At 57.6% G+C, this 19,398-nt stretch carries 29 protein-coding genes; 18 read left to right on the forward strand and 11 right to left on the reverse strand.

Features of this window, described 5'->3' with window-relative positions; genetic code table 11:
- The first annotated feature begins 2 nt into the window (after positions 1-2).
- The 10 genes from SynA1560_RS06440 (at position 3) to SynA1560_RS06485 (ending at position 6,301) form a co-directional block, all read left to right on the forward strand.
- Positions 3-671: an MSMEG_0567/Sll0786 family nitrogen starvation N-acetyltransferase gene (locus SynA1560_RS06440; RefSeq protein ID WP_186501598.1), complete on the forward strand. Its 669-nt coding sequence runs from the start codon at positions 3-5 to the stop codon at positions 669-671.
- On the forward strand, positions 668-1,645 hold the full coding sequence (locus tag SynA1560_RS06445) for a sll0787 family AIR synthase-like protein (protein WP_186501458.1): 978 nt from the start codon (positions 668-670) through the stop codon (positions 1,643-1,645). Before SynA1560_RS06440 ends, SynA1560_RS06445 begins: the two co-directional genes overlap by 4 nt.
- Before the next feature lie 52 nt (positions 1,646-1,697).
- Positions 1,698-1,979, forward strand: coding sequence for an MSMEG_0570 family nitrogen starvation response protein (locus tag SynA1560_RS06450; RefSeq protein WP_186470788.1), 282 nt, complete (start codon positions 1,698-1,700; stop codon positions 1,977-1,979).
- A 28-nt stretch (positions 1,980-2,007) separates the two neighbouring features.
- Positions 2,008-2,475 carry a nuclear transport factor 2 family protein gene (locus tag SynA1560_RS06455; RefSeq protein WP_186470789.1) on the forward strand — a complete coding sequence of 156 codons (468 nt, stop codon included), beginning with the start codon at positions 2,008-2,010 and terminating at the stop codon, positions 2,473-2,475.
- A gap of 4 nt (positions 2,476-2,479) precedes the next feature.
- On the forward strand, positions 2,480-3,262 hold the full coding sequence (locus SynA1560_RS06460) for a DUF3050 domain-containing protein (protein ID WP_186501459.1): 783 nt from the start codon (positions 2,480-2,482) through the stop codon (positions 3,260-3,262).
- Between the two features lie 4 nt (positions 3,263-3,266).
- Positions 3,267-4,916, forward strand: a complete 1,650-nt coding sequence (locus tag SynA1560_RS06465; protein ID WP_186501460.1) for an FAD-dependent oxidoreductase — start codon at positions 3,267-3,269, stop codon at positions 4,914-4,916.
- 38 nt (positions 4,917-4,954) lie between these two features.
- Positions 4,955-5,347, forward strand: a complete 393-nt coding sequence (locus SynA1560_RS06470) for a DoxX family protein (RefSeq protein ID WP_186501461.1) — start codon at positions 4,955-4,957, stop codon at positions 5,345-5,347.
- A gap of 56 nt (positions 5,348-5,403) precedes the next feature.
- A complete protein-coding gene (locus SynA1560_RS06475) occupies positions 5,404-5,637 on the forward strand; it encodes a Nif11-like leader peptide family natural product precursor (RefSeq protein ID WP_186501462.1) in 234 nt (77 codons plus the stop codon).
- 230 nt (positions 5,638-5,867) lie between these two features.
- Entirely contained in the window at positions 5,868-6,098 is a 231-nt protein-coding gene (locus SynA1560_RS06480) for a DUF2973 domain-containing protein (RefSeq protein ID WP_186501463.1), read from the forward strand.
- 2 nt (positions 6,099-6,100) lie between these two features.
- Complete coding sequence (locus tag SynA1560_RS06485) at positions 6,101-6,301, forward strand: hypothetical protein (RefSeq protein WP_186501464.1); 201 nt, start codon at positions 6,101-6,103, stop codon at positions 6,299-6,301.
- A 74-nt stretch (positions 6,302-6,375) separates the two neighbouring features.
- Here SynA1560_RS06485 and SynA1560_RS06490 read toward each other — a convergent pair whose 3' ends face one another.
- Entirely contained in the window at positions 6,376-7,107 is a 732-nt protein-coding gene (locus SynA1560_RS06490; RefSeq protein ID WP_186501465.1) for a Coq4 family protein, read from the reverse strand.
- Positions 7,108-7,287: 180 nt separating this feature from the next.
- On the opposite strand from SynA1560_RS06490, the gene SynA1560_RS06495 reads away from it, so the two are divergent.
- Together SynA1560_RS06495 and SynA1560_RS06500 are read left to right on the forward strand one after the other, a co-directional pair.
- Entirely contained in the window at positions 7,288-7,425 is a 138-nt protein-coding gene (locus SynA1560_RS06495) for a hypothetical protein (RefSeq protein ID WP_186501710.1), read from the forward strand.
- Between the two features lie 47 nt (positions 7,426-7,472).
- A complete protein-coding gene (locus SynA1560_RS06500) occupies positions 7,473-8,429 on the forward strand; it encodes an NAD(P)-dependent oxidoreductase (RefSeq protein WP_186501466.1) in 957 nt (318 codons plus the stop codon).
- Here SynA1560_RS06500 and SynA1560_RS06505 read toward each other — a convergent pair.
- Positions 8,405-9,127 (reverse strand): bifunctional 2-polyprenyl-6-hydroxyphenol methylase/3-demethylubiquinol 3-O-methyltransferase UbiG, encoded by a 723-nt coding sequence (locus tag SynA1560_RS06505; RefSeq protein ID WP_186501467.1) that lies wholly within the window; start codon positions 9,125-9,127, stop codon positions 8,405-8,407. The genes SynA1560_RS06500 and SynA1560_RS06505 overlap by 25 nt on opposite strands.
- Before the next feature lie 203 nt (positions 9,128-9,330).
- On the opposite strand from SynA1560_RS06505, the gene SynA1560_RS06510 reads away from it, so the two are divergent.
- Positions 9,331-9,606 carry a DUF1651 domain-containing protein gene (locus SynA1560_RS06510; protein WP_186471066.1) on the forward strand — a complete coding sequence of 92 codons (276 nt, stop codon included), beginning with the start codon at positions 9,331-9,333 and terminating at the stop codon, positions 9,604-9,606.
- 364 nt (positions 9,607-9,970) lie between these two features.
- Complete coding sequence (locus SynA1560_RS06515; RefSeq protein ID WP_186501468.1) at positions 9,971-10,699, forward strand: tetratricopeptide repeat protein; 729 nt, start codon at positions 9,971-9,973, stop codon at positions 10,697-10,699.
- A 157-nt stretch (positions 10,700-10,856) separates the two neighbouring features.
- Here the strand turns inward: SynA1560_RS06515 and SynA1560_RS06520 are convergent, their stop codons facing one another.
- The 3 genes from SynA1560_RS06520 to SynA1560_RS06530 all read right to left on the reverse strand — a co-directional run bounded on the left by SynA1560_RS06520 (position 10,857) and on the right by SynA1560_RS06530 (position 13,346).
- Positions 10,857-11,324, reverse strand: a complete 468-nt coding sequence (locus tag SynA1560_RS06520) for a hypothetical protein (protein ID WP_186501469.1) — start codon at positions 11,322-11,324, stop codon at positions 10,857-10,859.
- Positions 11,325-11,482: 158 nt separating this feature from the next.
- The gene (locus SynA1560_RS06525; protein WP_186501470.1) at positions 11,483-11,821 is read right to left on the reverse strand and encodes a Nif11-like leader peptide family natural product precursor; all 339 of its coding nucleotides are present in this window, start codon (positions 11,819-11,821) and stop codon (positions 11,483-11,485) included.
- Between the two features lie 1,060 nt (positions 11,822-12,881).
- Positions 12,882-13,346, reverse strand: a complete 465-nt coding sequence (locus SynA1560_RS06530) for a hypothetical protein (protein WP_186501471.1) — start codon at positions 13,344-13,346, stop codon at positions 12,882-12,884.
- 197 nt (positions 13,347-13,543) lie between these two features.
- On the opposite strand from SynA1560_RS06530, the gene SynA1560_RS06535 reads away from it, so the two are divergent.
- The 3 genes from SynA1560_RS06535 to SynA1560_RS06545 all read left to right on the forward strand — a co-directional run bounded on the left by SynA1560_RS06535 (position 13,544) and on the right by SynA1560_RS06545 (position 15,033).
- The gene (locus SynA1560_RS06535; protein ID WP_186470808.1) at positions 13,544-13,717 is read left to right on the forward strand and encodes a hypothetical protein; all 174 of its coding nucleotides are present in this window, start codon (positions 13,544-13,546) and stop codon (positions 13,715-13,717) included.
- Between the two features lie 26 nt (positions 13,718-13,743).
- Entirely contained in the window at positions 13,744-14,451 is a 708-nt protein-coding gene (locus SynA1560_RS06540; RefSeq protein WP_186501472.1) for a response regulator transcription factor, read from the forward strand.
- Between the two features lie 333 nt (positions 14,452-14,784).
- Positions 14,785-15,033: a hypothetical protein gene (locus tag SynA1560_RS06545; RefSeq protein ID WP_186501473.1), complete on the forward strand. Its 249-nt coding sequence runs from the start codon at positions 14,785-14,787 to the stop codon at positions 15,031-15,033.
- A gap of 299 nt (positions 15,034-15,332) precedes the next feature.
- Here SynA1560_RS06545 and SynA1560_RS13780 read toward each other — a convergent pair whose 3' ends face one another.
- From SynA1560_RS13780 to SynA1560_RS06555, 3 genes are all read right to left on the reverse strand, one after another.
- Positions 15,333-15,464 (reverse strand): hypothetical protein, encoded by a 132-nt coding sequence (locus SynA1560_RS13780; RefSeq protein WP_255477104.1) that lies wholly within the window; start codon positions 15,462-15,464, stop codon positions 15,333-15,335.
- A 437-nt stretch (positions 15,465-15,901) separates the two neighbouring features.
- Positions 15,902-16,138, reverse strand: a complete 237-nt coding sequence (locus tag SynA1560_RS06550; protein WP_186501474.1) for a Nif11-like leader peptide family natural product precursor — start codon at positions 16,136-16,138, stop codon at positions 15,902-15,904.
- A 343-nt stretch (positions 16,139-16,481) separates the two neighbouring features.
- Complete coding sequence (locus tag SynA1560_RS06555; protein WP_186501475.1) at positions 16,482-16,820, reverse strand: hypothetical protein; 339 nt, start codon at positions 16,818-16,820, stop codon at positions 16,482-16,484.
- A 165-nt stretch (positions 16,821-16,985) separates the two neighbouring features.
- Between SynA1560_RS06555 and SynA1560_RS06560 the strand changes: the two genes are divergently transcribed.
- Entirely contained in the window at positions 16,986-17,300 is a 315-nt protein-coding gene (locus SynA1560_RS06560; protein ID WP_186501476.1) for a hypothetical protein, read from the forward strand.
- A 15-nt stretch (positions 17,301-17,315) separates the two neighbouring features.
- On the opposite strand, the gene SynA1560_RS06565 is transcribed toward SynA1560_RS06560, so the two are convergent.
- Genes SynA1560_RS06565 through SynA1560_RS06575 form a run of 3 tightly spaced genes read right to left on the reverse strand, consistent with a single transcriptional unit; the run spans position 17,316 to position 19,396 of the window.
- Positions 17,316-18,578, reverse strand: a complete 1,263-nt coding sequence (locus tag SynA1560_RS06565; protein ID WP_186501477.1) for a cytochrome P450 — start codon at positions 18,576-18,578, stop codon at positions 17,316-17,318.
- 39 nt (positions 18,579-18,617) lie between these two features.
- A complete protein-coding gene (locus SynA1560_RS06570) occupies positions 18,618-19,145 on the reverse strand; it encodes a YqhA family protein (protein WP_186470815.1) in 528 nt (175 codons plus the stop codon).
- Between the two features lie 11 nt (positions 19,146-19,156).
- Positions 19,157-19,396, reverse strand: a complete 240-nt coding sequence (locus SynA1560_RS06575; protein ID WP_186470816.1) for a hypothetical protein — start codon at positions 19,394-19,396, stop codon at positions 19,157-19,159.
- Positions 19,397-19,398 lie beyond the last annotated feature (2 nt).

The following is a 19,398-nucleotide window of genomic DNA, read 5'->3' on the forward strand; positions in this document are numbered from 1 at the left end:
TCATGGTGTCTTGTCTTGATCCCAGCAGCACCGGCATTGGCCGCAGCATCAGTTCCGCTCCGCATCTGTTCATGCCGTCGGTGCGCGGCGGCATCGGCATCGACGCCGATGACTTCCGACTATCTCCCACCGCGAGTTCCGATCGGTTCACCTTTCATCTTCTGCGGGCTGACTCGTCGTTGACTCAGGGCTATTGGTCGTTGCGGCGCAACATCTTCTGCAGCGAGCAGCATGTGTTTGAAGAGTCAGATCGTGATGAGCTCGATGCCATTGCCTACCCCATTGCGGCGTTGCATCACAGCTCAAACCCCGAGCATGAGGATGGCTCTGAAACCGATGTGGTGGGTGTGGTGCGGATTGTGGAGACAGAACCACGACTTTGGTATGGAGGGCGCCTGGGAGTGCATGCCGATTTCCGCCGCCATAACCAGATCGGAAAGGGGTTGATCTGGAAGGCTGTGACCACTGCCAATGGTTGGGGATGTGATCGTTTCCTGGCCACGGTGCAGATTCAGAACGTGCGCTTCTTCCGCCGCTTGCATTGGTCCTCGATCAATGAGCTTGAGATCCGGGGAATTCGCCACCATCTGATGGAAGCGGATCTCAGCTACTACCTGCCCTCACGTGAGCGACGGCCGATCGCCTCCCATCACCTGTCAGCTGCGGCGTGAATGACGTGGGCCTTGTGAGCGCTTTGCGTAGGACCAGTGGCCTGTTGGCGAAGCGCGATATTCGCTCGGCCGCTGACACGTTTTGCCACCAGCCCTTTCCGCAACTGGGATTGGCCGGAATGCTGGGGGATGACACTGCTGTGCTGCCCGCCCAGGACGGTCAACTGTTGTTGGCCTGTGAGGGGATGCATCCCGGTCTGGTTGAAGAGGACCCTTGGTTTGCCGGCTGGAGTGGGGTCTTGGTCAACCTCAGTGACATCGCGGCCATGGGTGGCCGTCCCCTGGCGCTAGTGAACAGTGTCTGGAGCACCAGTGCTGATGACATCAGCGCCTTGATGGAGGGAATGCGATTCGCGTGCGATCGCTTCGACGTCCCCATGGTGGGTGGCCACTCCAACCAGCAGAGCTCCTATCAGGCGCTTTCGGTGTCTGTTCTGGGTGTGGCGGATGGCCCCGTCTTGTCTGCTCGCGCCGCACGACCCGGTGATGAGCTGTGGATGGTGGTGAATCAAGCCGGAGGCTTTTATCGCCACTACCCCTTTTGGGATGCTGCGACCCATGCTCCGCCCGAGCGCCTTCGTGCGCAGCTTGCTCTGCTGCCGTTGCTCGCCGCTGAGCGGCTGGTGCATGCCGCCAAAGACATCAGCATGGGAGGCATCACTGGCACGGCCGTGATGTTTGCCGAGGCGTGTGGTCATCAATTGATCCTCGACCTCGACGCCGTGGAACGTCCTGAAGGCATCCACGACGAGGCCTGGCTGACCTGTTTCCCGAGCTTTGGCTACCTATTGGCTGTGGATCCCTCGCGCACGGCCGACTTGGCGCAAGTGGCATCGCGAGATTCGACGCTGATTTGCTGCCGTATCGGACACTTTGCCTCGGGTGATTGCAGCGTGGTTGTGAACCATTCAGGTGACACCCATCATTTCTGGGATGGCACTGATGCACTGACGGGTTTTGGCTGTGTTCGATGAGACAGTCACCGGCAATCTTGCCGTGCAAGATCATTGAATTGACCATTGAGCCATGCCTGAAGTTCGCTTTCAACTGGAGTGGCCAGACGGACAATCCAGCACGTTGTATTCGCCATCGACGGTGATTCTCGATTATTTTCGTCCAGGCGATTCGCTGTTGGTTTCTGAGCTCGAAGAGCGCGGAGTTCAAGGGCTCCGTGCGGCTTCTGAACGGGTTCGTGCTCGTTATGGTTTTGCCTGTACGCGCGCAGACGAAGAAGAATCTCAGCTGCGCCAATGGGTCGCTCGCTACAGCTCCGATGACACGGTTCGTGTCACCGGTCAGCAGACCTGATTGTCATTTTTCACGGATTATTTTTTTCATGTCTGGAAAACCCCCCTTTCCCCCGTTCACCCTGGAAACAGCCAGCCAGAAAGCACGCATGGCAGAAAATGCTTGGAACAGTAAGGATCCTGACAAGGTCTCACTGGCTTACACCGAAGACAGCGTGTGGAGAAATCGCAGTGAGTTCATCCACGGACGGGCCGAAATCCTGGCGTTCCTGCAGCGCAAATGGGCCAAGGAGCTGGACTACAAACTGATCAAAGAAGTTTGGGCCTGCAGCGACAACCGGATTGCTGTTCGCTTCCAGTACGAGTGGCACGACACGGAGGGGCAATGGTTTAGGGCCCATGGCAACGAAAACTGGGAATTTGCCGAGAATGGTTTGATGCGCCGGCGTGAGGCCAGCATCAATGACGTTGCGATTGCCGAAAGCGACCGCCTGTTCACCTGGGGTGATGGCCCGCGGCCGGATGATTTTCCGGGTTTGACGGAGCTGGGTCTCTGAGTTGATGGAACGATTCCGTCATCCACTGCCGGAGGCGATCATGTCGATCGCAGACCTGCGGCTGTTCATGGAACACCACGTGTTCGCGGTGTGGGATTTCATGTTGCTGCTCAAGACCTTGCAGCAGCACCTGGCGCCATCTGGTCTCCCCTGGGTGCCGCCCAGCCACCCCGAGATCGCAGGTCTGGTGAACAACCTGGTGGCGGAAGAGGAATGTGATGTTCTGCCCGAAAGCCTCGGTGGACCCTTGCCTCTTTCGCATTTCGCGATCTACAGACGCGCGATGGTGGAGATCGGCGCAGACACTGCGGTGATCGATGCGGTGCTCGAGCAGGCCTCGGGCGGCGATCTCGCCGCTGCCCTGCACCATCCGGGGATTCCAGCGCCGGCGGCTTGCTTCCTGCGCACCACCCAGGCATTGATCGCCTCTGCTGAAGTGCATGCGCTGGCGGCGGCGTTTGCCTATGGCCGAGAGCTGTTGGTGCCTGATCTGTTTCGTGACCTGCTCGATCGTTTGGTCGTGTTGGAGCTGCCCTGCCCCACCTTGCGCTGGTACCTCGAACGCCACATCGTTCTCGACGGTGACAGCCATGGGCCGTTGGCGGAAACGATGGTGCGCACCCTGGCTGGACACGACCCAGCCGCGCATGAGTTGGTGCAGATCGTTCGCAGCCAGGTGCTTTCCGATCGTGCTGCGTTCTGGGATGCAATCGCGCTCCAGCTTCGGCTGCGCTCTCCACTGGATCGCTCGGCGGGCATGATTCACGCCATGTCTGTGCCTGCATGAGCTGATGCCAGAGAGCGCCAAGCCCGATGCGTCGGGGGCATCCCATGCGTCATCTCATGCGGTGGTGATCGGTGCTGGCTGGGCAGGTTGGGGAGCCGCCAAAGCCCTTTGTGAGGCGGGGGTGCGCGTCACCCTGCTGGATGGCATGGCCGATCCCACCGGGACCACGCCGTTGACCACATCCAGTGGCAAACCGTTTGAGGCTGGCACACGCGGCTTCTGGAAGGACTATCCCAATATCAATGCGCTCACGGCGGAGCTCGGTCTCAAGGAGGTGTTCACCGACTTCACCAGCAGTGCCTTCTGGTCGCCCGAGGGGCTTGAGGCCACAGCGCCGGTGTTCGGTGATGGGCCGCAGCTGCCCAGTCCGCTGGGGCAGGCCTTCGCCACGATCAACAACTTCAAGCGGCTGCCGGTGGCCGATCGGTTCAGCATCGCCGGGTTGCTGGTGGCGATGCTTGATCTCCACCGCAGTGAGGCGGTGTTCCGGCGCTACGACGCGATGGATGCGCTGACCCTGTTCCGCCAGCTGAAGATCAGTGAGCGGATGATCGATGAGTTCCTGCGGCCAATCCTGCTGGTGGGCTTGTTTAAGCCGCCGGAGGAACTGTCGGCGGCAGTGACCATGGAGCTGCTCTACTACTACGCCCTCGCCCATCAAGACTCCTTCGATGTGCGTTGGATCAAGGCCAAGAGCATCGCTGAGCAGCTGATCGCACCCTTGAGTGAGCGGCTGCAACGGCAGCATCAGCTGCAGGTGATGGGCGGCACGCTTGCCACGGCCATGCATCTGGAGCCAGATGGCCAGAGGCTGGCGTCGGTGAGCACGCGATCGGTGACGACAGGCCGTGATGGCGTGATCGACGCTGTGGATGCCGTGGTGCTCGCGGTGGGCTCCAAGGGCATGCGGGCGCTGATGGCCGGTTCACCGGCCTGCGCGGCGGCAGCACCGGAGCTGGTGACAGCGGGTGCTCTGGACGCAATCGATGTGGTGTCGGTGCGGTTGTGGCTGGATCGCTATGTGCCGGTTGCCGATCCCGCCAATGTGTTCTCGCGCTTCAGCGCCCTGCGCGGCTCGGGTGCGACCTTCTTCATGCTCGACCAGCTGCAGCAGGGGGATCAAGCAGCGCTGTGGGGTGATCAGCCGGTGCAAGGCTCAGTGATCGCCAGCGATTTCTACAACGCCACCGCCATCGCCGAGTTGAGCGATCAGGCGATCGTCGACTGTTTGATGCAGGAGCTGCTGCCAATGGCGGTGCCGGCCTTCAAGGCTGCTCGCGTGGTGGATCAGGAGGTGCGCCGATATCCCGCTTCAGTGTCGCTGTTTTCGCCGGGAAGTTTCCACCAGCGTCCGCCGCTGGAAACCTCACTGGCGCCGGTGGTGTGTGCCGGCGACTGGGTGCGCATGGGCTCGCGTGAATTCGGCGCCAAGGGCCTCTGTCAGGAGCGGGCCTACGTGTGCGGGCTGGAGGCAGCGAATTCGTTGCTGCGGCGCGGGATCGTGCAGAGCGGTGCTGCCGCCCGCAACCGCCGGCATCCGGTGATCCCCATCCGCGCCGATGAGCCGCAGGTGCTGCTGGGCCGGGCCCTCAACAAGGTGGTGATGGATCCGCTGGAGGGCTTTGGCATCCGTTGGCCCTGGTTGGCATCGTGACCTCGACGTTCCAACGCCTCCTGGGGCCTGCTAATCGGATGAATGCTGCGAAATGGTTTGACGCCCTGGGCCGTGTGTTGATGGCGGCGGTGTTTGTGAATGCGCTGCCGTCCAAACTGACCGACTTTGCCGGAACGGCTGCGTTCATCGCCTCCAAGGGCATCCCGGCCCCGCTGGCTGCAGTCCTGCTGGCGTCTGCGATTGCGGTGCTGATCGCCGGATCCGTGCTGCTGGTGTTTGGGCGCAACACAATCCTGGGTGCATCACTGTTGCTGGTGTTCCTGGTGCCCACCACGCTGATCTTCCACACCTTCCCAGTGGACCGCGGCTTTGTGATGAATCTGGCCCTGATCGGGGCACTGATCCTGGCGATCACCCGCGCCCGCGGCAATGCGGTGCCCAGCTTCAATCACCTGCGCAGCAAGGGCTGACGCCTGCGTCACTCACCACCATTGCTATGACCGGGATGGCGTTGCGGAGGCCTCCAATGTCCCTAGAGCAACTGAAGGCTTTTCTGGAGAAGGTGAAAGGCGACACCAGCCTTCAGGAGAAGCTCAAGGGTGCGAAATCACCTGAGCATGTTGTGGCCATCGCCAAAGATCATGGGCACGAGTTCAGCATCGATAAGTTCACCGAACTCAGCGATGAAGAGCTCGATGGTGTCGCTGCTGGAGGAATTCATATGTGCTGTAAGACCACGCACAACAACACGCACGGTTGAGCCAAAAAAAGACCCCTGGGGTCCCACCCCCAGAGGCTCCGTTCCTCTCCATGACTCGACTGGATCAGCATCCTGCGGATGTTTGCTGGCGGGGAGCAGGAGAACCGCCCTGTGGGGTTCGGTCTTGACCACTCACCCCAGAAAACCGCCCTTGGCGAAGCCGAGCGCGTCGGCACCCTCGGTTGGCAACAGCAGTGGTTAACGTTTCTTCATATTCGGCCGAGTGATCCGTGCTCTCAGGTCTTTTTCCCCTTGCCTACGCCGCTGTCGCCACCTGCTTGCTGCTGCAGGCGTTTCGGATGATGCGCCTGTCGTCGTCTGCCGCCAAGGCACCGAGCGACCGCACCGGGCTCAAAACCGTTCACCCGGAATTGCTGGATGAGAACGGCGTGATGACCAACGAGGAGCTCTGGGCTGTGCGCTTCTCGCACAAGGAAGGCGTCGTGTTCCCGGAGGGCTGAACATGACCATCGACTCCCGTTGCAAGGAGCAGCAGCACGTTGCCGACAAGATCTTCATGGACTTCAAGTACACGGCGCCGGGTTCTGCCGATCAGGTCCGCGCCCTTAAGACTTTGAACTTCCTGATCAGCATGTGGGGTGATTTCCTCTCCCATGAGGAACGGCGCATGAACTCGGCTCTGTTGCTGAAAGCCAGAAGCTGAAGAGCTCCGCTGCCTGAGCCTTGAACAGTGCAAAGCCCCACCACTGAGGCGGGGCCAACGTCTTCAGGATTCAATCATTGGAGATTGAATCCATAGACAGTTGCAAATTCATCCTGGAATGGAGACGTTTTCAGCACCTCTCTGATTCCCAATTCATCCTGCCAATCGGTGATCGGTCTTTCCCAGCCCTCCTCCCAGCGTGGCGAGAACAGTTCAGGAACCACCTGGCCCACTGCAATGCCAAAACCGATGGCATCCCAGATCAGCTTGCGCTCCTTGGGTTCGTAGGCACCCCGCAGCATCCATGAGGAAAGAATTCCGATATGAAAGGGGCTTGATCCAGTGCTTGCATAAAACGCCGTCGCAGCAGCTTCACCGGCCACGGTGATCGGAAGACCAAGAATCGTGTGGTGAATTTCATGCAGGCGTCCAAATCTGGTTGCAGCGAATTCTCGATCGGTTTGGGATTCTGGTATCTGCGATTGATCAACTAAAAAAGAAAGCCCAAGTGTCTTCAATCGTCGATGAACGCACCATCCAAGGCTGCCTTTGGGCATGGCGGACATGTCTTCAAGATCTGGCCATCGTTGTGAAGGTCGATTGGCCAGGAGTTCCTGAACTTTTGGGGTGGCGAGAATTCTTTCAACAACGTCTGTCTCCAGGTTGGTCTGTCCTGGAATTGCAAAATACCGGCCGTGTTGAAAAACTCTTTCAGGCTGCTTGGCTGTCTGCAGAATGGATATCCCGAGTTTTGCGGCACCCTTGGAAAATGATGAGCGTGCGTAGTGCTTCTGTTCTGTGGTCATCCGGTGATGATGCTTTGCAATCAATGTCGCTGGAACACCAGATGATTTGCTCCCCCGAATGGGTGATTTGTTTCTGAGACTTTGCTGAGTCACTAGGGATCTGCTTCACCAGTGGGCAGTCCTCACTCGTGGCGCTGATCACGAAGGCAACACCTGAGGTGAATCCAAGTCGGAATATCGATGCTTCGTAGTTGTTTCACTGTTGGTGCTAGCCAGCTGCCCACGCGCCACAGCGGTGGCATGTCCACCAATGAGGAGTGGATTCGAGAGCTGCTGGGAGCGATTCGGAAGAAGCTGGAAGCCGGCGAATTGGATTGAGCTGTAAGGCCAATTCCCCCAAACTCAGGCCAAGCGATCACAGGCCGATGACGGGGGATGCACAGCAGGCATCAGTGGAAAGGCAGCTCCCTCGCGCTGTCTTCCTCGATGCCCTCAGCCTCGGGCCCGTGGATCTGGCGCTGATCGAGCAGAGGTGTGAGCTGACGGCCTGGCCATCCACCGCAATCGATGAACGCCTTGAGCGGTTGCGCGACGCCGAGATCGCCATCACCAACAAGATCCCTCTGGATGGGGAGCTGTTGCGCCAGCTCCCGAAGCTGCGCCTGATCTGCGTGGCCGCCACCGGCACCGATCAGATCGACCATGCCGCCTGCAAAGAGTTGGGCATCCGCGTGCACAATGCCGGCCGCTACAGCCGCGCCTCGGTGGTGCAGATCACCTGGGCTTTGATTCTCGAGCTCTGCTGCGCCATGGATCAGCGGCGGCGGGATCTGAGCCAGGGCGTCTGGCAGCGCAGCCCGGTGTTTTCCGTGATCGAACCGGAGTTCGACGAACTGGAGGGGCAGATCCTGGTGGTGCTCGGCGCCGGAGACATCGGCCGCGGCGTGCTGGCCATCGGCGAGGCCTTCGGGATGCAGTGCATTGGTCTCACCAGCCGCAGCAGTAATGTCGAAGTGGAAGCGGCCTTGCGTCAGGCCGATGTGCTCAGCCTGCATGCGCCGCTCACACCGCAGACCCAGAACCTCATCAATGCCCAGCGGCTCAGTTGGATGAAGCCGACAGCCCGGCTGGTGAACATGGCCCGCGGCGGGCTGGTGAATTGCGACGATCTCTGCGCTGCCCTGCGCAGCGGCCAGATCGCTGCTGCCGCTCTCGATGTGCTGCCGGTGGAACCTCCCGGCTCTGAACTGGAGGCCTTGCAGGACACCCCCAATCTGTTGATCAGCCCCCACATGGGCTGGAGTTCCCGTCAGGCCCGCAACCGTCTGGTGCAGACCCTTGCGGGACATCTCCAGGCTTACGTCTTTGCTGAAGCAGCCTGATCTCCGGCTCGGCACAGCCAGAGGCGGATGAACAATCCTTGGTAGAGCTGTACGGGTGCAGGCCAACCGGCTTGCTTCAGCGCAGCAACGAGCCGACTGGGATCAAGGGAAAACACCACGCTGTTGCGGCTGGCCTTCATCGCCTCGATCTTGTCCGCGGGAACGTCGCGATCCGCCAGGCGTTGCCAGGCCACCTTGAACACGTCCTGCTGGTCCTCGCTGTTTTCCGTTTCGCTGTACGAACTCAGCAACAGCACGCCGCCATCCGCCGTGCACTGCGTCAGTTCATGCAACATCGCGGCTTGCTCTTCGCTGGGCAGCAGGTGAACCACGTTGTGGCACACCACCAGATCAAAGCGGGCGCCCTTCAGTTCGCTTTTGAGCGCCTCATCCAGCGTGGAGAGCAGCAAGCGGCAGCGGCGGCTGCCGGGGTGATTGGCAACCGTTTTGCGGCATTGCTCCAGCATCAGCTCACTGGGCTCGAGCACCGTCACTGCAGCGTCAGCGCAGGCATTCAGTAGAGCCGGAAGCGCATCGCCAGGGCCAGGGCCCACCACCAGCACCCGCTGGGCATCGCTGGCTGTGGCCTGGATTGCTGCTCGGGCGATTTCGTGCAGAACGTCGTGGCCGGGGATCGTGTGCTGAATGCTCTTGCGGTAGGTGCGTCCGTACTCGCCATCGAAATCAAGGGAGGGCATGGGCCTCTGCGTGAGCAGACCCAAGGATGGTCGCGGGAAGCTTTACAGCCCACCGCGCTGCGCCGACGCCTTCCACCGAGGTCTTCGACCTGCACTCCACGCAAGACCTTCCACGGAGTGGTACAGAGGTTTAGGCCAGCAGTCGCCTCGACTTGAGCGACGTCGACTGCCAGGAGCGTTCTCTGCTTGCCAGACTCTGTGGCATGCCGAACAAGGACCGCCCACTCGTTGATCGCCATCCGCCCAAACCCGGCGGAGAAGGTTGGCTGGTGAACGCGCAGCAGCAATTGGTGGTGCAGTTCAAACCCGACAACCCAACGGTTCACGCGGAATGGGTGTCCGTGCGGACGTACAGCTGGGTGCCACCACATCCACCAGTGCCGCAAACCCGACGGCGAATGCTCAGGCAAAACGCGATTGATGCGTGGAAGCAGATGCAGAAAACTGGCTGGCAGCAGTGTTCACCGCCGGTGCGTTGACTGATCCTTCATGCGGGCGATTGCCAGAAGCTCTCCTGAACCACATCGGATGCAAGAGCAATCCAAGGGGATGACAGCGGTTGCACACGTTGCTTCCCCCTGAGCACGCCTTCTCTGATTGACCCATGACCCACCGCCTGAACATCGGGTTCGATGAACGTCTCGATGAACCACCCTGTGACCTCCTTTGGAGTGCCAGGACATCTGAGGCAGCAATCTGCGAATGTAAAAGGGACTACCCAACGTGTCGGGTTGAACTAGTAGGAATCTCTTAGGGCTGAACATTTGGCACCCCCATACGGGTGCCTTTTTCATGTCTGATTCAGGATCCTTCCTAACCTTGTGGAAGCAAAGTAGCCATTAGATGTCTCGCAGAACAACGGCCATTGCTGCAGCACTGTCTTTGCTTGCGCTTGGTTCTCCGTTGATAACTGGTTGTACGAACATATTGTCAAACCAGTATCTTGGCCAGGGTGTTGAGAAGTATGAGGAAGGAAATTATCAGGGTGCCATCGCTGATTACACAAGGGCAATAGAGATTGATCCTCAGAATTCTGCTTCTTACTACAACCGTGGTCTTGCCAAGTATCATATCGAAGATCTTCAGGGGGCAATTGCTGATTTCACAAAGGCAATAGAGATCAACCCTCAGTATGCTGACGCATTTGTTAACCGTGGCAATAGCAAGGACGAATTAAAAGATTATCAAGGCGCCATTGCTGATTTTTCAAAAGCAATAGAGATCGATCATCAGGATGCCGTCGCCTATTACAATCGTGGCAATGCTAAGGCTGATTTGGATGATTATCAGGGAGCAATTGCTGATTACAATAAGTCAATAGAGATTGATCCTCAGAATGTTATGGCCTATTACAATCGTGGCAATGCAAAGGGTAATTTAAAAGACCTTCAGGGAGCAATTGATGATTACATGAAGGCAATAGAGATCGATCCTCAATATGCTGTTGCTTACGCCAATCGTGGTATTGCAAGAGAGTTGACCAATGATCTCAAGGGAGCCTGTCAGGATTGGAGAAAAGCAGCAGAACTTGGACTGGAGCAACCTGCCGAATGGGTGAAGGAGCAATGTTAGAGGCTGTTCCTGCAGTTACAGGATTAAGTTCTCGCTCTCAACTCACCAGAAGGCAGTTCTGAGAGGGAGCTTTTTTTGTGTCTGATCCCAGAACTTTCCTGTCCTGTTGGAAGCAGTGCACGGATTAGATCTATCGCAGGTCGTGTGCCATTGCCGACTAGAACTGGAAGGATACTTCCGCTGACAAAAATCCACTTTCTGGCCATGTAACAGTGGTGCTTACTGGTTTTCCGTCTTTCATGACTGTGTCACAAACAAATCCATCCTGAGTGGGTGTTCCACTTTTCAAGTCGTAGTGGATTTGTCCAACACATTGGTAGTTGTATCTGAAACCATATGCATCGATCTCCTTCACCGTATCATAGTAAGTGAGAGTGTTTGTGTTTGGGTTCCAGGTGGCATCATCACCAGTCGTGATTGACGGTGGTGCACTCAACAAACTAATGACTGCGGTGAACGAACCCCTTATCGTTCCATCTGCTTCTGCTGCCAGTTCTTCCGTTGGAGGTTCTGGTTCAGGCGCCAAGGTCGATGTTTCTGCCTGTGGCAATGCGTTCTTTTCGACAGCGCAGCCTGTGAAAACGAGCAGGGCACTACCCAAAACAATCAATGTGGCTTGAGTCATCAGAGATTTCCGCGTCCTTGAGTTGCTCTTCTGACATTAGAAGAACTTGAGCTACAGCCAGGTCTTAGCAACGGATGGCAGCGGTGTCTTTCAGTACAACAAGCCCGCACAATGCCGGCGATGGGGCCATGGATTGGAGGATGTCTTGATGGGACTGGTCAAGCTAACGAAGCAATCATCACTCCCTTCGGTGGCATTGGGTTTGATGAATGCGAATTCCAACGACACAAACTACTGACACGTCCGCACTGTGCATCCGACCCCAGCGCATGTGTGCATGTGTGCATGTGTGAACCTCCAGCTAATGCTTCCAGCTCATCGTCCGATAAAGATTGCATCGTCGCGATGCTTTTCATGTCGTCTTCAGTGATGGAGAATCCCGCTGCTTTTGCGATGTCGACTGTTTCCTTAAAGGAGGCTGCCCCTTTGCATTGATTTTGTAAGTCGGTATCTATTTGAACCTTTTCTAGGAACGCTTTGAGTTGCTCTTCGGACATGAGAGGGTTGGTGCTGCAGCCTTTGACCAGAGACAATCGGCATCGACAACTCAAACGGTCAGGATATGTGCATCAATGAGCCATTTCCGCATGGGTCGTTTGCCTGGGGGGCGCCTCCAGGGCATGTCATGCGCTCGCTTCGTTGGTAACTTGCATTGATCCCTGGAAGCACAGTAGTGAACGTCGTGCAATACATCAAAAACAAGTTCGATCCCACCAGGCCGATGGGTCGGAAGAATTACTTTTGGACTAATTTTATTTATCGAGCAATTGTCGTAGCGATAATATTCTTGTTTTACTTGATTGGAGCTTGGTGGGTGATAGCACATCATTTCCCACACCTTATGCTGTTGGTCGTCGACGCACCTAGCCTATTGCTCGCATTCAGAAGAGCGAGAGCCGCCAAAGTTCATTTTATTCTTGTTTACAGTGCTGGCATATTGAGCGTTGTTTATTATTTGTTGTCAACATCAATTCCCTTCGTTCCCAATTTAATAGCCGGTTATAACGTCGGTCTGTCGATTGCTCTTCTCGTTCTGGTGAACAAAGTGGAGCCAGTCACGCCTTAGACGCTCATCTTTGCAGCGGGCACCTCATCACGCAGTGTCTGGAGATCTGATCTGGCGAAGGGTTCGACCAACCAGCACTGGGTGTTGCGCTGGATGTTGAACTGCAACGAAAGGTGAAACCGGTATCGAGCGGAGCCTCTCGGTCCACCCGCCAAGGAATGAGAATCGTTCCCGCCTTCAAGCTGTCGTTGTGACTGAAGCGCTGAAATTCCCCTACTCGGTTCAAGGGCGTGGAACCGTTGAGCCCATGGGCAATCACTGGTATCGGGTTTGCGGTCCTGCGGGGTGCACGATTGTGATGGGCCTTTCCAACGCTCTTTATTTGAGCCGGAATGTTCCCGAATCAGTGACCGCAACCGACTCTTAAGCACTTCAGGCAGTCTGGTTTCGGTGATCAGCGGCCCAAGGATGGCCCAAGGATGTCCAATAAAAAGCTGTCCGCCACCCTCGGAGGACGGCTGCTCCTCGAGCAAGACGCTCTTGAGAGCTAGTTAGCTCTTGAACAATTCGTTGGTCATGGTGCGGTAGCGCTGCAGTGACGGTCCAGGCTGACGCTTGCGGCTGGGCAGGTTCTTCCCGGCAAGCAGATGCTCAGGCGCGTAATTCACCAGCAGTGCTGCAGGTCGCTGCTCGGCTTCTGCAGCCAGTTCCAGCGCAATGGCTTCGGCGGTGGTGAGCACGCTGGCTGGCTTCGCCACGTCGCTACTGGCGTCCGCAACAGCCATGTCCGTCGTCGTGGACTCCTCCGTCAGGCTGCTGGCCTCGGTTGCCGTCTCTTGCTCGAGGGGCAGAGGCCTTAGCAGAAACAAGCCCAATGAGAGGGCCAGCAATGAGGCCACGGTGCCACTCAATCCAAATTGCACGCCGTAGAAATTCCAAACCGTGCCGGAGATCGCCAGCCCGAGCACGCCCACACTTGCTGCACCAGGGCCGCTCAGTTGCTTGATCAGTTGCATGGCGTGCTGAATTGTTGTGCAAATCTTGTCGCGTTTAAGTCCCAACCGCGAGAACGAAGGGACTGGTGGTCGCCAGGGCAACGCCAGTGGCGATCACTCTTGCCAATCCATTCCTCAATCACGAGGGCCCTCCCTCGAATGAGGGATGTGGATGCGTGGACTGGCTGCCTCAATAAGAGGGGTGAACCTTTGCCGGCATGCCTCCTGCCTACGACCTCATCCTCAAGCGAGCAGATGGCTTGATCACGCGCACGATTCATGCCTCGAACGCGGCTGAGGCCTGGCGCTTGGCGCGGGAGCACTATCCCGAGAGCATTCGGGCGGTGGTCTGTCAGGACTCAGATGCGGCTGAACCGCCTGGCCACCGCTAAAACGACACCAAAGCAGACGCCCTGCCATGGAGCTACGGCTTGCGTCGCGCACGACGCATCAGGCCCTTGATGCCGTGAGTGAGTTCTTTGAGCAGGAGCAGGTGGTGGCTTGTATGGGTGACCGCTTTGCCTTGTGCTCCCTGTGCATGACCGAGCCGATTCGCCGATCGGTGGTGGGTGCCGCCACCACCGAAGACGAAGGTTTCGAGCTGGTGCAACGCCACAGGCCTTCGGTGCTGATTTGCAGTTCTGATCTCGAGAGTGGTTACGGCATCGACCTGCTGCGGCGGGTGAAGCGAGAATGGCCCAGCTGCAAGCTGATGATCCTGCTGGTGCGGGAAACCCAGGCCGTGGTGCAGGAAGCGCTGGGAGCATTTGCGGATGCGGTGATCTTCAAATCAAGCCTTGGCACTGGTCAGGGGGATTTCGTGCAAGCGTTGGCAACGCTCGCTGACGGTGGGGTGTATCTGCCGGAGCAAATCCGCAAGCTTGGCTCAGAAACACCGCGTCCGGATCTGCCGCCGTTGATTGAACAGCTCAGTGAGCGCGAACTGGAGGTGACCGCTGCTGTGGCTCGCGGCCTCACCAACAAAACCATCGCTGCCAGCCTCGGGCTCTCGGTGGAAACGGTGAAGACCCATGTGGTGAATGCCATGGGCAAGCTCGGAGCACGGGACCGCACCCAACTAGCGGTGCTGGCACTGCTCTATGGCTTGATCGACCCGATGGGATAACCGCTTGTCAATAAAAAACCACCGCGACCAATCGGTCCTGCGGTGGCCGGGTGATGGGGAGCGCACAGTGTGCCGTGCGAGATGGGTTGGGTCAACACTACATATGGTGTGACCAAGAGAGCGCAGGCACTACAAAAAGTCTTTGTATCCGACAGAACAGTGTTGTGGCGCACGCTGCCTAACCTTCTTAAGCCGAGTGATGGGGATTGCGCGGCTCAGGATCGGTCCAACCTTGATTGCACGCGGCTGAAGGGCGCATCAAAACCATCAAACGGCCACACCTCCAGGATGTTGAACCAATACGGGTTCAAGCAATGTTGATTGCATGTGCCGATGGAGTTGGCCAATCTGCTGACAAGCCAGCGGTTCCCCCTCGGAATGAGTCAATCCTTTCAGGGTCGTCCAACGCTTGTTGACCACGTTCTCGCCATCCGCGAAGAGATCAAGCTTCTCGAAACATCCGTGGAAGCACGGGAGAAGGTCCTGCGAGCGATTCAAGCGACCGATCTCTCTAAGGCGCAGACGATCGAGCAGGCCATCAGCTTGATCATTAAGACCTACTCCACGGATCCGCGTGGGTGAGCGGAGGGCCAATGTGCATCAAAAAAAGAGCGGTGTCCCACCACCGCTCTTCATGAGGTCGCGGTCTGAAAAAGACAACGACCAGTTGCAGCCTCGTTGATTGGGCTCGCCAGTGCATCCCGTCCCCGGGTGCGTTACAAACCGTAACATAACCTGTCTCAGGTTGAGACTTCCAAGGCCAGTCCCGGTTGTGTGCGCTGATCCCGATTCGGCGTGGTGGTTCCTGAAGGCGGCGTCAATATGGCTCCGTGTCACCACAGCGAGCAAGGAGGCCCAAGCAGGCTTCCTTTTTGGTGTCTTCAGCGCATGCCCATCACCTTCCTGAAAGCCACTCGTCGCTGAGTGGTGGCGATCAAGTCTTCGATGGTTGGTTGGGCGCTGAGGTTTTCGCTGGGGAAGAACAGCTTGATGGAGACGAGAGAAGCCGTCACGGCGCAGTCCGCGGCGCCCCAGCTGTTGCCCACGCGGCAACACTTACGCTTTCTGATCGGGAACAACAAAGTCGAAGCCCAGGGTGGACTTGGCGAGTGCGACCACTGACTGATGAGAGAGCGATCACCAGGCGCAATGATCTCTCCAGCGTGGTGCCCCGCCAGATGCAGCAGGATCAGGACCGCAACGGATTCGCAGATGGTGTCCGGTTGGTCGCTGCCGATCGACACCTCCACAGCTCATGGGCGATCTCTTTTCTCTCCATGGACCAACGCCACAGTGAAGGAAGGTTGACTACACCACTCTCTCGACATCTAAGTGCTAATAACAAATAGCGTCATTAATTCTTTGCAGTACTGATTCGTATACCTCTTTCAATCTCTCTTCTCGGTAGCCGGCAAGTGTCACTACCGAAGACCCACGAATCTAAACATTCTTAGCCGCCACCCACGTTCAAACAGCTCAAGTCGAATCCACCGGCCGCGCCCTCAAGCAGCTCATCTTCCGAAAGCTCATCTTGAGATGTCTGTAGCTCTTCAACAGAAATCGTGAAGCCTGCTTCCTCGGCAATGTCCACTATGGCAGCAGAGTCGGAGACGCCTTTGAGCTTTTGTTGGAGTGCTGAATCTGACTGTATTGCTTCCCAGAACGCTTTGAATTGTTCTTCTGACATGAGTGGTCTAGATGGATCCACTTCTTAGCAAGATCGGCCGTCATCGACCGTTCTTTGTGGAATTGTCAAAACACAGCTGCATCTGTTGAACCACTTCCATCACCACTCAGGCTCAAGCCGTTCAAGCAGGCTCACCGATTCAAGAAGTCCAAGTACAGGTCAAGCAGGATGGTTTGACTCGCAGCATTGCTCTGGCGAGGTGGAGGCATGCGTCTGTTCACCGCCGTCAAGCTTGATGCTCAGGAATGTCTTCGAAAGGGTTGAAGCCGGAGGTTTTAGCAACGAGCAACCTTAGGGGTTTGTTGAGACGGAAGCAATCCGCGTGAATGACAGGATTAATGCGTTAGTAGCGGTAACGCAGGTAGCAGTTATTACGCTGGGCCTGATTGTTGAACCCCCTTGCCATTTGTTGTTGTTCGCGTGAGCTGATGCCACTGCGCACAATGTCTCGCTCCAGCAGACTCAGCACTTGCTCCACCTGGGGTCTGCTATAGCCGCTATCCAGCATTGCGCAGGCGACCGATGCGGCACCCATGCCGAAATCCTCCCGGCCAGCCTGTGCTGCAGGTGCCAGCAGGCCGGATGAAGCGACGGATAACGACAACAGAAGCAGGAACGAGCGCATCACCATGAACAAGCTCACGTCACCGTAGGCAATCCGCAGCTGATCGTGCTCAGACAATCACGCCCAGTGCGTTTGGCTGAGGTCAAGACACTGCCAATGACGATTGGCACGGTGAATCGTCATGACCTTTACGTTCTTTTCTCTGAGTGATTCAGCACATTGGAAAGTCATCAGCTTGTTGATTGCCGATAGATTGCATTCGACCGATCGTTGTGAAGCACCATGTTGGCTGGTTTTCGATCGATAGCCTTAGCGGCAGCTCTCGTTAGTCCTTTGCTGCCATGGCCATCCGTTGCCAAAGCAGGGTCCGTGAGTTGCGGCGAGTTACCCCCTCATGGTGAATGGTGCGGCTATCACGTGATGACGACGGACTACGGCGATGTCTACAAAATCGACTACCGCAACGGCAATGAATCCGAAAAACTGACCATCGTTTGTGATGGGCGTTACGTGGTGGATTGGGAAAGTCGCGGCAATCTCGAGCAGGGACAGGCGGACTGGGTTGCGACCGAATTCTGTGCTCTTCCCAGCGATTGACCCCACGCTGCAAGCTCAACGTCTTGTCGCGGTTACCAACAAACCGTCGCGGGGTGTGGGGCTTGGAATGAGTTGAAGGGAGAAATCCTGATTGGGTTCCAACTCGAGCTTCAGCGTCCGCAGCAGGCCAACGGCCATTAGTCGAATCTCCAATTCCGCCAGCGCCTTTCCCAAGCAGACGCGCTCACCGCCTCCAAACGGTAAGAGGGTCTGCTTGAACGAGCCATCCAGATGGCGTTGTGGTCGGAACTGCTCCAGATCATCGGCATCGGCATGGGTCGAGCTGCTCAGCACCACTTGAATCACGCGGTCTTCCGGAACCTCGACCTCACCGAGCTGCACGGCTTGCCGATTGCGCCGGAAGAAACCACCCACCGGTGGGGTCTGCCGCATCACCTCCAGCACCGTGGCGTCAAGCCGCGGGGAACGCTGACTGGCTTCGAAAGGCCACGGTGAGGTGCGCAGTTCTTCCAGCAGCCAGGTCTCGACGGTTGGATTGAGGAGCAGGGCCCGGAACAGACAGCTCAGGGATGACGCCGTTGTTTCGTAGCCGGCAAACAGCAGCAGGAGCAGCTGTTCGGCCAGATCATCATCATCGAGGGGGATGCCGGCTTCATCCAGGCCCCCACTGAGCAGATCCAGTCCACCGCCTCTCGGTTGGTTGGATTGCAGAACGGCTGTCAGTTGTTCGAGCAGCCTTTGGCGTGCTGCCATCGCCTTGGCAAAGGGCGTGCCGGGGATCGCCATGGGAATCGAGAACAGGGCCCGCGTCCAGATTTCAAAATCGGTGAACAGAGCGTCACGGCGGTCCGCTTCTAGACCGAGCACGGTCGTGGCAATCACCGCAAACGCGAAACGGCGCATCCGAACGGCTAAGGGCACCGCTGCTTTGGCGGCACACAAGTCGTCGCCGAGCTGCTCAACCAGCGTCTGGATCGATGGGGTGTAGCGACTCAACGCTGCACTGGAGAACAGTTGCCCCACCACGCGGCGTCGCGCCTTATGGCCTTCGCCGCTGCGGTTGGCCAGAGAACGGCTGCCAAGCAACTGACGGACGCTTTCGGGCCACCAACCCTCCAAGGCTTCGCTCTGCTTGAGCAGATCGGTGATCGCCCGTTCGCCACGGATGAACACGATGCGCTGAGCCAGCAGCTTGGTTTCGAACACATCGCCGTGGGTGTCAAAGCGGCGCTGGGCAAATGCCGGATCGTTGAAGAAGTCCAGGGTTTCCTTCAACCCCGTCACGGCTCCTGTACTCGGCAACGTTGCGGCGGTCATCAGTTGTGCTGGGCCTGGCTGCTGCAAGCTATCGACGCCTCAGCGTGTTCCGCTGCGACCGATCAGATAGGCGCTGAACGCCAGCATCAGCACCCCGGCGCAGTACTGCAGCAGTTCAGTGATGGATGTCACCTGGAAACTCACCATCACCTTGAAGGCAGTAACGATGAGGGCCACGATGATGACCTTGGTGAGCTTCTGTTTCAGCGCATCGAGTGAATCAATGTTGAGCAGATTGTGGCGGCCTTGTGAGTGATCCTGCTGGCGTGGATCGATGTCGGAGATCACCAGTTCGTAGATGCCATACCCGAAGATCAACAGGGCAATTCCGATCAGGTAGTAATCAATGCCACCCACCACCTTGCCAATCAGCAGTGTGCTGTTGGCACTGGTGAACCGTCCGCGCAGGATGCTGTTCAGCACGCTCAGTTCGGCATAGGTGCCGAACACAAAGCAGCTGACGCTGCCGAGCAGGCTCATGATCACCGGAATCAGCGTGATCAATCGGAACTTCCAGATCAGCGCTTCGAAACGTCGCTCCAGTCGGTTGGCGGGCGGTTTGGCCATCGGGCGAATTCTCAAGCAGTGGTCTGCGACATCGGCGCGCGCGGTGGTGCCGGCGGTCGCAGCAGTCCGGGGAGTGACATCGTGATCAAAGCGGATCCCACCGCTAGCAACACCAGGAACGGCAGGGGTTTCACCAGCGGTTGCCGCTCCATCACCGCGCCGCAGCTGGAACAGACCGGTAGGGCGCCTTTGGGGGGATGCAGCACAATCGCTGGTCCGCAGCAGCACTCTCGACAGCGAAACCGTGGCATGG

The organism is Synechococcus sp. A15-60, assembly GCF_014280095.1.
Classification (GTDB): domain Bacteria; phylum Cyanobacteriota; class Cyanobacteriia; order PCC-6307; family Cyanobiaceae; genus Synechococcus_C.

Excerpts from the sequence above, each read along its gene's own strand:
- SynA1560_RS06440 (WP_186501598.1), top strand. The coding sequence starts at position 3 with ATGGTGTCTTGTCTTGATCCCAGCAGCACCGGCATTGGCCGCAGCATC.
- SynA1560_RS06450 (WP_186470788.1), top strand. The coding sequence starts at position 1,698 with ATGCCTGAAGTTCGCTTTCAACTGGAGTGGCCAGACGGACAATCCAGC.
- SynA1560_RS06455 (WP_186470789.1), top strand. The coding sequence starts at position 2,008 with ATGTCTGGAAAACCCCCCTTTCCCCCGTTCACCCTGGAAACAGCCAGC.
- SynA1560_RS06460 (WP_186501459.1), top strand. The coding sequence starts at position 2,480 with ATGGAACGATTCCGTCATCCACTGCCGGAGGCGATCATGTCGATCGCA.
- SynA1560_RS06465 (WP_186501460.1), top strand. The coding sequence starts at position 3,267 with ATGCCAGAGAGCGCCAAGCCCGATGCGTCGGGGGCATCCCATGCGTCA.
- SynA1560_RS06470 (WP_186501461.1), top strand. The coding sequence starts at position 4,955 with ATGAATGCTGCGAAATGGTTTGACGCCCTGGGCCGTGTGTTGATGGCG.
- SynA1560_RS06475 (WP_186501462.1), top strand. The coding sequence starts at position 5,404 with ATGTCCCTAGAGCAACTGAAGGCTTTTCTGGAGAAGGTGAAAGGCGAC.
- SynA1560_RS06485 (WP_186501464.1), top strand. The coding sequence starts at position 6,101 with ATGACCATCGACTCCCGTTGCAAGGAGCAGCAGCACGTTGCCGACAAG.
- SynA1560_RS06490 (WP_186501465.1), bottom strand. The coding sequence starts at position 7,107 with ATGACCACAGAACAGAAGCACTACGCACGCTCATCATTTTCCAAGGGT.
- SynA1560_RS06495 (WP_186501710.1), top strand. The coding sequence starts at position 7,288 with ATGCTTCGTAGTTGTTTCACTGTTGGTGCTAGCCAGCTGCCCACGCGC.
- SynA1560_RS06500 (WP_186501466.1), top strand. The coding sequence starts at position 7,473 with ATGACGGGGGATGCACAGCAGGCATCAGTGGAAAGGCAGCTCCCTCGC.
- SynA1560_RS06505 (WP_186501467.1), bottom strand. The coding sequence starts at position 9,127 with ATGCCCTCCCTTGATTTCGATGGCGAGTACGGACGCACCTACCGCAAG.
- SynA1560_RS06510 (WP_186471066.1), top strand. The coding sequence starts at position 9,331 with ATGCCGAACAAGGACCGCCCACTCGTTGATCGCCATCCGCCCAAACCC.
- SynA1560_RS06515 (WP_186501468.1), top strand. The coding sequence starts at position 9,971 with ATGTCTCGCAGAACAACGGCCATTGCTGCAGCACTGTCTTTGCTTGCG.
- SynA1560_RS06520 (WP_186501469.1), bottom strand. The coding sequence starts at position 11,324 with ATGACTCAAGCCACATTGATTGTTTTGGGTAGTGCCCTGCTCGTTTTC.
- SynA1560_RS06525 (WP_186501470.1), bottom strand. The coding sequence starts at position 11,821 with ATGTCCGAAGAGCAACTCAAAGCGTTCCTAGAAAAGGTTCAAATAGAT.
- SynA1560_RS06530 (WP_186501471.1), bottom strand. The coding sequence starts at position 13,346 with ATGCAACTGATCAAGCAACTGAGCGGCCCTGGTGCAGCAAGTGTGGGC.
- SynA1560_RS06535 (WP_186470808.1), top strand. The coding sequence starts at position 13,544 with ATGCCTCCTGCCTACGACCTCATCCTCAAGCGAGCAGATGGCTTGATC.
- SynA1560_RS06540 (WP_186501472.1), top strand. The coding sequence starts at position 13,744 with ATGGAGCTACGGCTTGCGTCGCGCACGACGCATCAGGCCCTTGATGCC.
- SynA1560_RS06545 (WP_186501473.1), top strand. The coding sequence starts at position 14,785 with ATGGAGTTGGCCAATCTGCTGACAAGCCAGCGGTTCCCCCTCGGAATG.
- SynA1560_RS06550 (WP_186501474.1), bottom strand. The coding sequence starts at position 16,138 with ATGTCAGAAGAACAATTCAAAGCGTTCTGGGAAGCAATACAGTCAGAT.
- SynA1560_RS06560 (WP_186501476.1), top strand. The coding sequence starts at position 16,986 with ATGTTGGCTGGTTTTCGATCGATAGCCTTAGCGGCAGCTCTCGTTAGT.
- SynA1560_RS06565 (WP_186501477.1), bottom strand. The coding sequence starts at position 18,578 with ATGACCGCCGCAACGTTGCCGAGTACAGGAGCCGTGACGGGGTTGAAG.
- SynA1560_RS06570 (WP_186470815.1), bottom strand. The coding sequence starts at position 19,145 with ATGGCCAAACCGCCCGCCAACCGACTGGAGCGACGTTTCGAAGCGCTG.
- SynA1560_RS06575 (WP_186470816.1), bottom strand. The coding sequence starts at position 19,396 with ATGCCACGGTTTCGCTGTCGAGAGTGCTGCTGCGGACCAGCGATTGTG.